This window comes from Nocardia aurea, assembly GCF_003123685.1.
GTDB classification, from domain to species: domain Bacteria; phylum Actinomycetota; class Actinomycetes; order Mycobacteriales; family Mycobacteriaceae; genus Nocardia; species Nocardia aurea.
Window position 1 is genome coordinate 293,618 of sequence record NZ_QCYJ01000127.1, and the last position, 12,974, is coordinate 306,591.

At 66.2% G+C, this 12,974-nt stretch carries 13 protein-coding genes; 1 reads left to right on the top strand and 12 read right to left on the bottom strand.

The window, feature by feature from the left end; all coding sequences use genetic code 11:
- Nucleotides 1-13: 13 nt before the first annotated feature.
- From DAT37_RS30260 to DAT37_RS30310, 12 genes are all read right to left on the bottom strand, one after another.
- Nucleotides 14-1,138, bottom strand: a complete 1,125-nt coding sequence (locus DAT37_RS30260) for a bifunctional 2-methylcitrate synthase/citrate synthase (RefSeq protein ID WP_109528276.1) — start codon at nt 1,136-1,138, stop codon at nt 14-16.
- Complete coding sequence (gene prpB, locus DAT37_RS30265) at nt 1,138-2,052, bottom strand: methylisocitrate lyase (RefSeq protein ID WP_109528277.1); 915 nt, start codon at nt 2,050-2,052, stop codon at nt 1,138-1,140. Before prpB ends, DAT37_RS30260 begins: the two co-directional genes overlap by 1 nt.
- Entirely contained in the window at nt 2,052-3,554 is a 1,503-nt protein-coding gene (gene prpD, locus DAT37_RS30270; RefSeq protein ID WP_109528278.1) for a 2-methylcitrate dehydratase PrpD, read from the bottom strand. The genes prpB and prpD overlap by 1 nt, the downstream gene beginning before the upstream one ends.
- A gap of 215 nt (nt 3,555-3,769) precedes the next feature.
- Nucleotides 3,770-3,994 carry a hypothetical protein gene (locus DAT37_RS30275; protein ID WP_109528279.1) on the bottom strand — a complete coding sequence of 75 codons (225 nt, stop codon included), beginning with the start codon at nt 3,992-3,994 and terminating at the stop codon, nt 3,770-3,772.
- 101 nt (nt 3,995-4,095) lie between these two features.
- Entirely contained in the window at nt 4,096-5,172 is a 1,077-nt protein-coding gene (locus DAT37_RS30280; protein ID WP_109528280.1) for a metallophosphoesterase, read from the bottom strand.
- A 106-nt stretch (nt 5,173-5,278) separates the two neighbouring features.
- Nucleotides 5,279-7,162, bottom strand: coding sequence for a DNA helicase RecQ (gene recQ, locus DAT37_RS30285; protein ID WP_109528281.1), 1,884 nt, complete (start codon nt 7,160-7,162; stop codon nt 5,279-5,281).
- Nucleotides 7,163-7,301: 139 nt separating this feature from the next.
- Nucleotides 7,302-8,204 carry a permease-like cell division protein FtsX gene (gene ftsX / locus DAT37_RS30290; RefSeq protein WP_109528282.1) on the bottom strand — a complete coding sequence of 301 codons (903 nt, stop codon included), beginning with the start codon at nt 8,202-8,204 and terminating at the stop codon, nt 7,302-7,304.
- Nucleotides 8,204-8,893 carry a cell division ATP-binding protein FtsE gene (gene ftsE, locus DAT37_RS30295; RefSeq protein ID WP_109528283.1) on the bottom strand — a complete coding sequence of 230 codons (690 nt, stop codon included), beginning with the start codon at nt 8,891-8,893 and terminating at the stop codon, nt 8,204-8,206. The genes ftsX and ftsE overlap by 1 nt, the downstream gene beginning before the upstream one ends.
- Nucleotides 8,894-8,943: 50 nt before the next feature.
- On the bottom strand, nt 8,944-9,072 hold the full coding sequence (locus DAT37_RS46150) for a hypothetical protein (protein ID WP_256461405.1): 129 nt from the start codon (nt 9,070-9,072) through the stop codon (nt 8,944-8,946).
- Between the two features lie 55 nt (nt 9,073-9,127).
- The gene (locus tag DAT37_RS30300) at nt 9,128-9,904 is read right to left on the bottom strand and encodes a mechanosensitive ion channel family protein (protein WP_109528577.1); all 777 of its coding nucleotides are present in this window, start codon (nt 9,902-9,904) and stop codon (nt 9,128-9,130) included.
- A 213-nt stretch (nt 9,905-10,117) separates the two neighbouring features.
- Nucleotides 10,118-11,233 carry a peptide chain release factor 2 gene (gene prfB, locus DAT37_RS30305; RefSeq protein ID WP_109528578.1) on the bottom strand — a complete coding sequence of 372 codons (1,116 nt, stop codon included), beginning with the start codon at nt 11,231-11,233 and terminating at the stop codon, nt 10,118-10,120.
- A gap of 91 nt (nt 11,234-11,324) precedes the next feature.
- Complete coding sequence (locus tag DAT37_RS30310) at nt 11,325-12,182, bottom strand: helix-turn-helix domain-containing protein (protein WP_109528284.1); 858 nt, start codon at nt 12,180-12,182, stop codon at nt 11,325-11,327.
- Between the two features lie 142 nt (nt 12,183-12,324).
- Between DAT37_RS30310 and DAT37_RS30315 the strand changes: the two genes are divergently transcribed.
- The gene (locus DAT37_RS30315; RefSeq protein WP_109528285.1) at nt 12,325-12,921 is read left to right on the top strand and encodes an NADPH-dependent FMN reductase; all 597 of its coding nucleotides are present in this window, start codon (nt 12,325-12,327) and stop codon (nt 12,919-12,921) included.
- Nucleotides 12,922-12,974 lie beyond the last annotated feature (53 nt).

A 12,974-nucleotide genomic window follows, 5' to 3' on the forward strand; every position in this document is an offset into this window, starting at 1 on the left:
TCCTCCCGGTCGCTCAGGCGACGACCGATCGCTGCGCCACCCCGATGTATTCGCTCAGCGGACGAATGAGCGCGTTGGATTCGCCCTGTTCGATGATGTGGGCGGTCCAGCCGGTGATACGGCTCATCACGAAAATCGGGGTGAAGATATCGATATCGAAGCCGAGCAGGTAGTAGGCGGGGCCGGTGGGGAAGTCCAGATTGGGTTTTATGCCGGTGGCCTCGGTCATGGTGCGTTCGAGGATCTCGTAGATCCGCACCCACTTCCGGCCGTCGGTCACCGCGGCGATGTCGAGCAACGCCTTCTTCATGGTCGGTACCCGGGAGTCGCCGTGCTTGTAGACGCGGTGACCGAAACCCATCACCTTGTCCTTCGCGGCGAGTTTGTCGCGCAGCCACCGCTCGGCCAGGGCGGGGTCGCCGATCTCGAGCATGTCGCGCATGACCGCCTCGTTCGCCCCACCGTGCAGGCGACCTTTCAGCGCGCCGATGGCGGCGGTGACCGCGCTGTAGATATCGGACTGGGTAGAGGTCACCACGCGGGCGGCGAAGGTGGAGGCGTTGAAACTGTGCTCGGCGTAGAGGATCAGCGACACCTCGAACGCCCGCACCAATTCCGGTGCGGGCACCGAACCGAAGCACATATTCAGAAAGTTCTGCGCGTAACCCAGATGCGAATGCGGCGCGATCGGATCCAGGTCGTGACGACGACGATGGTCCGCCGCGACGATCGTCGGCAGGACCGCCAGCATTCGAAGGGCTTTGGCCCGGTTGGCGTTCGGCGAGTTGTCGTCCTCGGCCGGATCCTCGGCGCCGAGGTAGCTGATCGCGGTGCGCACCACATCCATCGGATGACAGTTCTCGGGCATCTTCGCCACCAACGACAGCAGCGACCGGTCCGCCCGGCGCGAGGCCCTCTCCTGCTGTTGGAACCGCTCCAGCTCCGAGTTCGAAGGCAACTCGCCGTGCCAGAGCAGGTAGGCGACCTGTTCGAAACCGCAGTGCGCGGCCAGGTCCTGTACCGCGTAGCCGCGGTAGGTCAGCGAGTTGGTTTCGGGCACCACCTTGGAGATCGCGGTGGTGTCGACGACGACGCCCGCCAGACCTTTGTAGATGGTCGGGATCGCTGTCTCGGCCATCACCGGTCTCCTTCCAGAGTGAAATCGAAGATCTCGGAGTCGAATTCGTCGTAGCCCTCGTACCGGAGCAGTTCGTAGAGCCGGGACCGGTGCTGCATCTTGTCGAGCAGCCCGGATTGTGTTCCCTCGGCGAAGATTTCGCGCAGACCGACCTCGGCGGCGAACATCGCCAGCCGCAATGTGGTGACCGGGTAGATGACCGCGTTGTAGCCGATCCTCTCCAGCGTGAGGGCGGGGATCAGTTCGGATTTGCCGAACTCGGTCATATTGGCCAGCAGCGGAGCGGATATCGCCGCACGGAATTTCTCGAACTCGGCGACCGTGTGCAAGGCTTCGGTGAAGATCAGGTCCGCACCGGCCTCGGCATAGGCTTTCGCCCGTTCGATCGCGGCGTCGATACCCTCGATCCCGGCGGCGTCGGTGCGCGCGCAGATCACGAAATTCGGGTCACGCCGCGCGGTGACGGCCGCGCGCAGGCGGCGCACCATCTCCCCGGTCGGCACCACGGCCTTTCCGTCGAGATGCCCGCAGCGTTTCGGATCGACCTGGTCCTCCAGGTGCAGCCCCGCGATTCCGGCATCCTCGACAATGGTGACGGTGCGGGCCGCGTTCATCGGCTCACCGAATCCGGTGTCGGCATCGATGAGCACCGGGAGATCGGTCACCCGCGCGATCTGCTGCCCGCGCCCCGACACCTCGGTCAAGGTCGTCAGCCCGATATCCGGCAACGCCAGATCCGCCGAGACCACCGCGCCGGAGACGTAGACGCCTTCGAATCCGATCTCCTGGATCAGCTTCGCCACAAGGGGATTGAACGCGCCGGGGAGACGCTGGATCGTGCCCGACGCGAGTCCGGCTCGGAAGGCGATGCGCTTGTCGGCCGCGGAAGTAGCGGCTGCCAGTAGACCTGTCATCAGAAGATTCCCTTCGGGGACCGGGGCGCGCGGGCGAGCACCCGTGGCGAGACGGTGAACGTGAGCTCCGACAGTTCGTTCGCCGACAGCTCACCCGCGCGCTGAACCACTTCCAGGAAACGGTCCTGCTCGCCGGGGTCGATCACCCCCTCGGCGAGGGTGCGGAACTTGGCGATGTACTGCTCACGCGCGAACGGCCGCGCACCGAGTGGATGCGCGTCGGCGACCGCGAGTTCGTCGACGATCACTTCACCGGTCTTCAGGGTGACCTCGGCGCGGGCGCCGAACGCCTTCTCGCCGGGGTCGCTCGAGTGGTAGCGCCGGGTCCATTCCGGATCCTCGGCGGTGGAGATCTTGCGCCACAACTCCACGGTGTCCGGACGCCGCGCGCGTTCGGGGGCGTAGGAACGCTCGTGATGCCAAGTCCCGTCCTGCAACGCGACGGCGAAGATGTACATCACCGAGTGATCGAGAGTCTCGCGCGAGGCGGTCGGATCGAACTTCTGCGGATCACCCGAGCCGGTGCCGATCACCACGTGGGTGTGGTGGCTGGTGTGCAGCACGATCGACGCGATCTGGTCCAGATCGCCGATGCGGTCACGCAGCCTGCGCGCCAGATCGATCGGGGCCTGGCTCTGGTATTCGGCGGAATGTTCCTTGGTGTAGGTGTCCAGGATCGCGCGCTTGGGCTCACCCGGGCCGGGCAGCGGCACCGAGTATTCCCTGTCCGGGCCGCCGAGCAGCCAGGCGATCACCCCGTCCTCGCCCTCCCAGATCGGTGCGGGCGCACCCTCCCCGCGCATCGCGCGATCCACCGCCTCCACCGCCATCTTCCCGGCGAAGGCCGGTGCGTAGGCCTTCCAACTCGAGATCTCGCCCTTGCGGGACTGACGGGTCGCGGTGGTGGTGTGCAGCGCCTGACCGATGGCGTGGTAGATGGTCTCGGTATCGAGCCCGAGCAACGTGCCGATACCGGCGGCGGCCGAGGGGCCGAGGTGGGCGACATGGTCGATCTTGTGCTCGTGCAAGCAGATCGAGCGCACCAGATCGACCTGGATCTCGTACCCGGTGGCCAATCCACGGATCAGATCGCGACCGCAGCGACCGGCGTGCTGGGCGACCGCCAGGATCGAGGGGATGTTGTCACCGGGGTGGGAGTACTCCGCGGCCAGGAACGTGTCGTGGAAGTCGAGTTCACGCACCGCGACACCGTTGGCCCACGCCGCCCACTCGGGCGAGAACCGGCCCGCGACACCGAAAACCGTCGCTCCCGGCTGATACGGATGCGCCAGCGCCTGAGCCCGTGCGTTGGACACCGGACGGCGCGTCGACGACGCCGCCGCCACCGCCGCGTTGTCGATGATCCGGTTCACGATCATCTCCTCGGTCTCCGGAGCCACCGCGACCGGATCCGCGGCGACCTCCGCGACCCGCCACGCGAGGTGTTCTTCACGCGGGAAATGCTCGGCGGAACGGTGCGTGCGGACGAGATGATTCTTCACGGCGAGCGCCTCCAGATATCAATTTCCGGGTTTCCGAATCGCACGTTACACACGCCCCGAACAGGCAAATAGACCTCGCAACTGTCGATTTTTGGGGAGGATCATCTGCGAAGTCGCGTAGGTTGCGAAGATGCTCGGGGCCGCGTTCGGCCGTGCGGGATGACAGCCCGGGAACGATGGGTGGCGTCGGAGGCGGCCCGGCCGAATCCGCCGGATCAGCGCAGGGTCAGATACATCGCGAAGAGAGCCACGAACGCGACGATCAGCAGCAGCGTCGACAGACGCGGCCTGCCGAGCCGTTGCGGACGGGTGCGGCCGAGCCAGACGGACTCGACCGACGGGTCGAAGGCGTGCCTGCCCGGCGGTCCGCCGGGGGTGTCGGCGGGCGGGGGGCCGCCCGATACCCCGGAGTCGTCGGAGGAGTCATCACCGGATCCCATGGATGCACCGTAGCCTCAGTCGGTGTCGTCCCGCCCGGTTTGGCAGCCCGGATTCCGATGCTGTTGCGATTCGGTGATGTAGCCGAACGCGCTGGGAAGGATCATCCGAAACGACGGTGGAAAGCCTCGCTGTGCGCGCCGGACGCGAGATCGACGGTGACGACACGCAATTCGACCGCGCTCGCGCCGACGTCGAGCACCGTGAAACCCAGTTGGTGGTAATTCTCGAACAGCGCCGGGTGTGCGCCGGACGCGGTTCCCGGTTCGTTGCCAACGGTTTTGGCCGCCGCACCGCTGATGATCTGGCGGGTGCCCTTCGATTCCGGTGTCGGTTCGAGCACCTGGAGCGAATGGTCGTGGCCGGACAGGATGAAATGGCATCGGCCGGTGACGTATTCCTCGAAGAACCGTTTCGCGTGGATTCCGTTGAGCGGTTCGAAGGTGAACCCTTCGTAGCGCCCCGCGTCACCGTGCGGGCCGTTGCTCAGATACGGCTGGTGGGTGCAGGCGATCTTCCAGGTGGCGGGCGAATTCGTGATCGCGTCGTCGAGCCATGCGCGCTGGGCGTTCATGTATTCGCCGTCGACGGACCAGTACGGCGAAAACAGCGGCGGCACATAGGCGGCCAGCGGATTGACGTCGAGGACGAAGAATTCGACCACTGGATTCCGTTCCGGCAGCCGCACCGAGTAATAGCGGCTCGGCATCCACCACCTGGCCGAATTCGCGTGGTATTCCACCTCGTGGTTGCCGCGCAGCAGCCAACCGCCGTCGCCGGGCAGCACCGAACTCGTGTCGTGATTGCCGAGCGCCATCGCCCAGGGGAAATCCAGTCCGGCGTTGGGATCTTCGAATTTGCTCGCGAACTGCGGATCGTCCGCACTGTTCGGTCCGGTCTCGTAGATATTGTCGCCGAGACCCAGTGCCAGCGAAAACGGTGCGCGCCGGTGGTATTCGCGTGCCGCGTCGGCGACCGCCCACTGGGTGCGGGTTCCGGTGCCCGCGTCTCCGGTGACGAGGACGCGCACGCTGTCCGTGGTCGGGAAGGGGAATTTCCGCACCCCCTCCGCCACCGGGACGGCCTGTGCGGGCGACAGACCGACGAGCGTGACACCCGCTGCCGCGGCGGCCGCCCCGGCGAGCAGATCCCGCCGACCGATCCCGTGTGCCTCACCCATACCCGTCTCCTCCAGTCGACTCGTCCGAGGGCCGCGCGAACTCACCGGTCCATCGACCGGCACACACCGTATCCGGGATCTGTCGAGTGCGGAACCGGCCGGGCCGTCACGCCTGCGCCAGAATCTCGAGCACGCCCTCGCCGTACTTGGCGAGTTTGTTCTCGCCGACCCCGTTGACGGTGCCGAGTTCGGCGAGGCTGCCCGGTTTGCGGGCGGCGATTTCGCGCAGCGTCGCGTCGTTGAAGACGATGTAGGCGGGCATCGCCTGTTCCTTGGCGGTGGCCGAGCGCCATTCGCGCAACTTCTCGAACAGCGGCACGTCCCCCGGCGCCATGTCGACGACCGTCTTGGCCTGTTTGGCCGCGCGCGCCGATTTGGCCGGGACGCGCTCGGGTTCGCGGCGCAGCCACACCTGACGCCCCTGGAACAGCACTTCGTCGCTGGCCTCGGTCAGGGTGAGCACCCCGTAGTCGCCGTGCACCGCGAGCAGGCCCTGCGCGAGCAACTGCCGCGTCACCCCGCGCCATTCGACGTCGCGCAGATCGGTGCCGACCCCGAACACCTTCAATTCGTGGTGGGCGTGCTGCGACACCTTGGGGTTCGATTTGCCGAGCAGGATGTCGACGATGTGACCCGCGCCGAAACGCTGGCCGCGCTCGCGCTCGAGACGCAGCACGGCGGAGAGCATCTTCTGCGCGGCGACGGTGCCGTCCCACGATTCCGGAGGCGTCAGACAGGTGTCGCAATTACCGCACGACGTGCCGTCCGGCTGGCCGAAATAGGCGAGCAGCTGACCCCGGCGGCAGGACACCGTCTCGCACAACGCGAGCATCGCGTCCAGGTGCAACTGGAGTTGCCTGCGGTGGGCCGCGTCACCTTCGGAACTCTCGATCATCTTCCGCTGCTGCACCACGTCGTTGAGTCCGTAGACCATCCAGGCTGTCGACGGCAGTCCGTCGCGACCGGCGCGACCGGTCTCCTGGTAGTAGCCCTCGACCGATTTGGGCAGGTCAAGGTGGGCGACGAAACGGACGTCGGGTTTGTCGATACCCATGCCGAACGCGATCGTCGCGACCACGACCAGGCCGTCTTCGCGCAGGAAACGCGACTGGTTGGTGGCACGGGTCCTGTTGTCCAGTCCGGCGTGATACGGCACCGCCGTGACGCCGTTCTCGGTGAGGAACGCCGCGGTCTTCTCGACGGAGTTGCGGGACAGGCAGTAGACGATGCCCGCGTCCCCCGCGTGTTCGGCGCGGATGAAATCGAGCAGCTGACGGTCGGCCCGGTTCTTGGGTTCGATGCGGTACTGGATATTGGGCCGGTCGAAACTGGAGACGAAGCGACGCGCGCCGCCGAGATCGAGTCGGTGGATGATCTCGTCGCGGGTCTTCTCCGTCGCGGTGGCGGTGAGCGCGATGCGCGGCACGTCGGGCCAGCGTTCGTGCAGCACCGAAAGCGCCAGGTAGTCGGGGCGGAAATCATGACCCCACTGCGATACGCAGTGCGCCTCGTCGATGGCGAACAGCGAGACCTTGCCGCGTTCGAGCAACCGCACCGTCGCCTCGGAGCGCAGCCGTTCCGGCGCCAGGTACAGCAGGTCCAGCTCGCCCGCCACGAACTGGGCCTCGACCGTCCGGCGCTCGTCCGGAAACTGCGAGGAATTGAGGAAGCCCGCGCGCACGCCGAGCGCGCTGAGCGCGTCGACCTGATCCTGCATGAGCGCGATCAGCGGTGAGATCACCACACCGACACCGGGGCGCACCAGCGAAGGCACCTGGTAGCACAGCGATTTTCCGCCGCCGGTCGGCATCAGGACCAGCGCGTCCCCACCCGCGATCACATGCTCGACGATCTCGCGCTGATCACCGCGGAAATCGTCGTAACCGAACACTCGGCCCAGAACCTCTTGCGCCGCACCGGTTCCGGCGCCGATCGAGGATTCGTCGGTCACCACAGCCGCGGATGTGTCGGGGGGAGTCACCCGGCCCATCCTACGAGCGCCGCCGGGACCACGCGCCGTCAGCGTAGAGATGACCGGGGCGATCCGCCGAGTTCTCCACATGTGCACAACCGGAATTCCGTGAAACAGCGCACACCGGCCGCCGCCCGGCGACCGGTGCTCCGAGACGCTATTCCCGCACGTAGTAGCGCAATGTCGCGTAGGCGGTGATCGCCGCCACCACGATCCCGAGCGGCGCGATGGTCAGCGCGACGGTGGCGATATCGTCGCCGGTGATCCGCGGGAAGACGTTGCTGTCGAACAACGGTCCCAGCGCCCGGTCGATGACCAGCGGTTTGGCGATCAACAGCCCGACGATCGCCAGCACCGATCCGGCCAGCGCCGAGACCACCGCCTCCATCAGGAACGGCAACTGCGTATACCAGCGGGTGGCACCGACCAAACGCATGATGCTCACCTCGGTGCGACGGGTGAAGGCCGCGATCTGCATCATGTTCGCGATCAGCAGCAGCGCCGCCACCGCCATCACCACGGCCAGCCCGAATGCCGCGTTACGCAGGCCGTCGAAGAGTCGCAGCAGCCGGTCGACGAATTCACGATCGTTGGCGACGAGTTTCACGCCCGGACTGTCGTGGAAGGTGTTGTAGATGCGTTCGTACTGGTCGCCATCGGTCATCTTGACCCGCATCGAGGCGGGCAGCCGCGTCTCGGAGAGGTACTGCACCGTCTCGGGCTGATCCTCGAAGAGTTCCTTCACCTCGTCGAGCGCGGCCGCGCGATTGACGAATTGGACGCTGACCACGCCGGGGGCCTTCTTCATATCCGCGAGCAGCGTTCGGCACGGTTCGGCCGCGCAGTCGGGATCGGTCTCGGAGATCACATCGTCGAGGAAGAATCGCACCTCGAGCCTGCTGGTGAAGTACTGCTCGGTCTTGTCGGCCATACGCACCGACAGCAGGCCGCCGCCGAGCATCGCCAGCGATACCGCGGTGGTCAGGATCATCGCGACCGTCATCGTCACATTGCGACGCAGGCCGGTGAGAACCTCGCTGAACAGGAAATTCGCGCGCATTATCGGCCCACCCCGTAGACGCCTCTCGCGTCGTCGCGCACCAGTCGTCCCCGGTCGAGTTCGACCACCCGCCTGCGCATCGCGTCGACGATGTGATTGTCGTGGGTCGCCATGAGCACGGTGGTGCCGATCCGGTTGATCCGTTCGAGCAGCATCATGATGTCGCCGCTGGTATCGGGATCGAGGTTGCCGGTGGGTTCGTCGGCCAGCAGCACCAGCGGCCGGTTGACGAAGGCCCGGGCGATCGCGACACGCTGCTGCTCACCGCCGGAGAGTTCGCTGGGCAACCGGTCGCCCTTACCGCCGAGACCGACCATGTCCAGGACCTCGGGCACGGTGCGGTCGATGAACTGGCGTCGTTTGCCGATCACTTCCAGCGCGAACGCGACATTCTCCTGGACCGTTTTCTGCTGGAGCAGCCGGAAATCCTGGAATACGACGCCCATCCGCTGCCGCAATTTCGGTACCTTGCGCCCGGGTAGCCGGTCGACGCGGAAATCCGCGACCCGTATCTCGCCCGCCGTCGGTGCTTCCTCTTTGAGCAGCAGCCGCATGAAAGTCGACTTACCTGAACCGGACGGTCCGATGATGAAGACGAACTCGCCCTTGCCCACATCGACGGTGACATTGTCCAGCGCGGGTCGCGTCGATGTCTTGTACGACTTGGTGACGTTCCGCATGGTGATCACGGGGAGCCAGTGTAACCAGACCGGCCCCCCGATCCGCGGACTCGATCGGACTACTGTTTGGCGGGCTCGGAAATCGTCGCCGCCGGAGACGTGTTGATCAACACACCCGTGCCGATCGGCGGATGCTGATCGGGTTTGACGAACAGATAGAGAACGAACGTCGCGATCCAGGTTGCCATCAGGACCGCGGTCGACTTGCTCGGTTTCACCGTTTCTCTCAGGATCACTGTCGTTTTAAGTGGACTCACTGATTCCCTCCCGGCGTAGCGCCGCGGCGACTCGCACCCGCAGCTCTCGGCCGACTTCGAATTGCTTACCCGGCAGTGTGCGGGCAACCATTCGGATATTGATCTGATCCATTGCCAGGTCGTCGATACCCATCACGGTGGGTTCGTCCAGTAACAACGGCTTCAGTCTCGGGTCTTCGTACGCCCTTGTACCGACCTCGTGCAGTATCTCGTTCACCCTGGTGATGTCGACGGTCGCGGCCACCGGGACGTCGATCGCGGCACGGGCCCAATCCTTGGACAGGTTGGTCACTTTCACGATCTGCCCGTTCGGCACGATGATCACTTCGCCGTCGGAGTTGCGCAGCGTGGTGATCCGCAACGTGACATCTTCGACCGTACCCTCGGCGATCTCGGCCGAACCGGTCACCGCGATGCGAACCACGTCACCGAATCCGTATTGCCGCTCGGTGATCAGGAAGAATCCGGCGAGGATGTCCTGCACGATGCGCTGCGCGCCGAAACCGAGCGCCGCGCCGAGTACCGCCGCGGGCGCGACGAGTCCGCTGACCTGAAAGCCCAGACGCTGCAACACTTCCATGCCGACCAGCACGTAGACGATGGTCAGCACCACCCAGGTGAGCACCTGGGCCAGCGCGTGCCGATGCTTGGCCGCCTCGGATCGCACGAGCGCGTCGCTGCTGTGGAATCCGGAGTCGATCCTGGTGGTGATCCGGTCCCTGACGAAGGTCGCGAAGCGGCTGAAAAGCACCACACCCAGCATCAGCAGGACGATCTCCAGCCCACTGGATCGCAGCCAGGCCGTGGTGTCCGAAGAGGTTCCGAGCGCGATCACCGGATCGGCTCCGGCAATGTCTCGAGTTCGGCAACACACACGCCAGACAGGCTACAACGACACGGGGCCGAGCACGGCGCGTCACGCCGATACGGCCCCGTCGAGCTGTCGTGGCGAGGCCGAATTGCAGCCCGCCGCAAATTAATTCGCCTGCTCCCGCATTCTCCAGCGAATCCCCGATTCGATGAAACCGTCGATATCGCCGTCCAGCACCGCCGTCGGATTGTTCACCTCGTAGTTGGTGCGCAGATCCTTGACCATCTGGTAGGGGTGCAGCACGTACGAGCGCATCTGGTTACCCCACGACGCGCCCTCGTTGGTCTTGAGCGCGTCCATCTCGGCGCGCTCCTCGAGCCGTTTGCGCTCCAGCAGTTTGGCCTGGAGCACGCGCATGGCCGAGATCTTGTTCTGCAACTGGGACTTCTCGTTCTGGCAGGTCACCACGATGCCGGTGGGGATATGGGTCAGGCGCACCGCCGAGTCGGTGGTGTTGACGCTCTGACCACCGGGCCCGGACGAGCGGTACACGTCCACTCGGATCTCGCCTTCCGGAATCTCGATATGGTCGGTGGTCTCCACCACGGGCAGCACCTCGACCTCGGCGAACGAGGTCTGTCGGCGGCCCTGGTTGTCGAACGGGCTGATCCGCACCAGACGGTGGGTGCCCATCTCGATCGAGAGCGTGCCGTAGGCGTAGGGCGCCTTCACCGCGAAAGTCGCGCTCTTGATGCCCGCCTCTTCCGCGTAGGAGGTGTCGTACACCTCGACGGCGTAGTTGTGCCGGTCCGCCCAGCGGATATACATCCGCATCAGCTTCTCGGCCCAGTCCGCGGCGTCGACGCCACCGGCGCCGGAACGGATGTTGACCAGCGCCTCGCGCTTGTCGTACTCACCCGACAGCAGCGTGCGGACCTCCATGGCCTCCACGTCGCCGTGCAGCGCGACACGTTCGGCATCGGCTTCGGCCAGCGCCGTCGCCATGGCCTCGCCCTCTTCGCCCTCGGCCAATTCGTAGAGCACCGGTAGGTCGTCGAGTCGCTGCCGTAACTCCTCCACCCGGCGCAATTCGTTCTGTGCGTGGGAGAGTTCGCTGGTGACCTGCTGCGCGTGGTCCTGGTCGTTCCACAGGTCCGGATCCGCCGCCTGGTGTTCGAGCTCATCGATGCGGCGGCGTAATTCCTCGATATCGAGGACCGACTCGACCGTCTTCAGGGTCGCGTCGAGTTCGGCGAGGTCGGCGGAAACGTCAGGATGCACGATGTTCAAGCGTAGTCGCCCCGTCTGACCGGCGGCTCTTCAGGCCGGGTGAGTCGGTTTCCACGGTGGGAACGGCCGAACACCGGCCGACTCAGTCGTTGACCGCGCGCAACGCTCCCGGCCTGCGTCCGTCGAGGGTGTCGAGGGCGGTCGCGGTGGCCGCGTCGGCCGGTAGGTACACCAGCAATTGCTGATCGTCGTCGGCCGAGAGATCCAGTGTCTCGAAGGCGAGCCGCAGCGCACCGGCCTCGGGGTGCGCGAGCCGGGTGACGCCGGTCGCGGCGGCCAGGCTCGGAATAGTGTCGACGCGCCCGGTGAATTCGGCGCCCGCCACCACGGTCAGCTCGTCGACCAGCGCCGCGACCGCGGGGTCCGCCCGGAACGGCCCCTGTTTGAGCGCGGCGACCACTTCGTCGGCCATGTGATCCCAGTCCGGAAACACGACGCGGGCGCGGGCGTCGGCGAAGGTGAACACGGCGAGATTCGCCGAATCCGGGTCGTCGAGCAGTCCGGTCGGTTCCATCAGCCGCCGATACCCCTCGGTGTAGGCGAGCACCTCGCCGAGCCGATTGACCACCACGGCGGGCGCAGGCTCGAGCCGGTCGAGTACGGCACGGACGGTGGGCCGTACGGCCCGGTTCGGCGGTGCGCCACCGGTACAGCTGAAACCCGGATCGGCCGCCTTGGTCAAACGGTGCAGGTGGACGCGCTCGCTCGGCGTCAACCGCATGGCATCGGCGAGTGCCGACAGCACCGGCGGCGACGGGCGGCGGTCGCGGCCCTGTTCGAGCCGGATGAGGTATTCGACACTCACTCCGGCGAGAGTGGCGAGTTCGGCGCGGCGCAGACCGGGGGTGCGGCGGCGCGGTCCGGCGGGCAGGCCGACGGCGGCCGGTGTCACCGATTCGCGCCGGGTCCGCAGGAACAGTCCCAGCTCGTTATCGCTCACTCTTCGACGGTAACAAGCATAGGAGCGCCCAGGGTGTCCCCGCCACTACCACCCTCGCGGCGGTCTCCCCGGCTCGCGAAGCCGGTCGCACAGTTGATCTCGACGACCGATCCGGTCGTGAACAGAGCATGAGGAGACAACGGTGACAAACACGCCCTTGAAACTCGCGGTGATCATCGGCAGCGTCCGCGACGGCCGGTTCGGGCCGGTGGTCGCCAGGTGGTTCGTCGACCAGGCCGACCGGCACGGTGGATTCGAGGTGGATCTCATCGATCTCGCCGACGCCGAACTGCCGATCGGACTGCCCGCGGTCTCGCCGATGATCGAACCGAATCCGCCGCGCCCGGAGGGGATGCTCGATCTGACGGCGCGGCTGACGGCGGCCGACGCGTTCGTCATCGTGACGCCCGACTACAACCGCAGCTACCCGGCCGCGCTGAAATCGGCGATCGACTGGCATTTCACCCAGTGGGACGCCAAGGCCATCGGGTTCGTCGGCTACAGCGGGGCCAGCGGCGGCCTGCTCGCCATCGAACATCTGCGCCAGATCTTCAACGAACTCAATGCCCATACCGTGCGCGAATACGTCTCGTTCCCGCGTTACTACCTGCTCTTCGACGCCGAGGGTGAGCTGCGTGAACCCGAGGAGCCCGCCGCGGCGGCCGAGGCGATGCTCGACCGGCTGCACTGGTGGGCCCGTGCCCTGACCGCGGCGCGCTCGGTGCCCGCCTCGGCCTGATCGCGGCTGGTCGCGTGCCGCGCGGTACGGAATCGGTGCCGCCCGATAGGGTT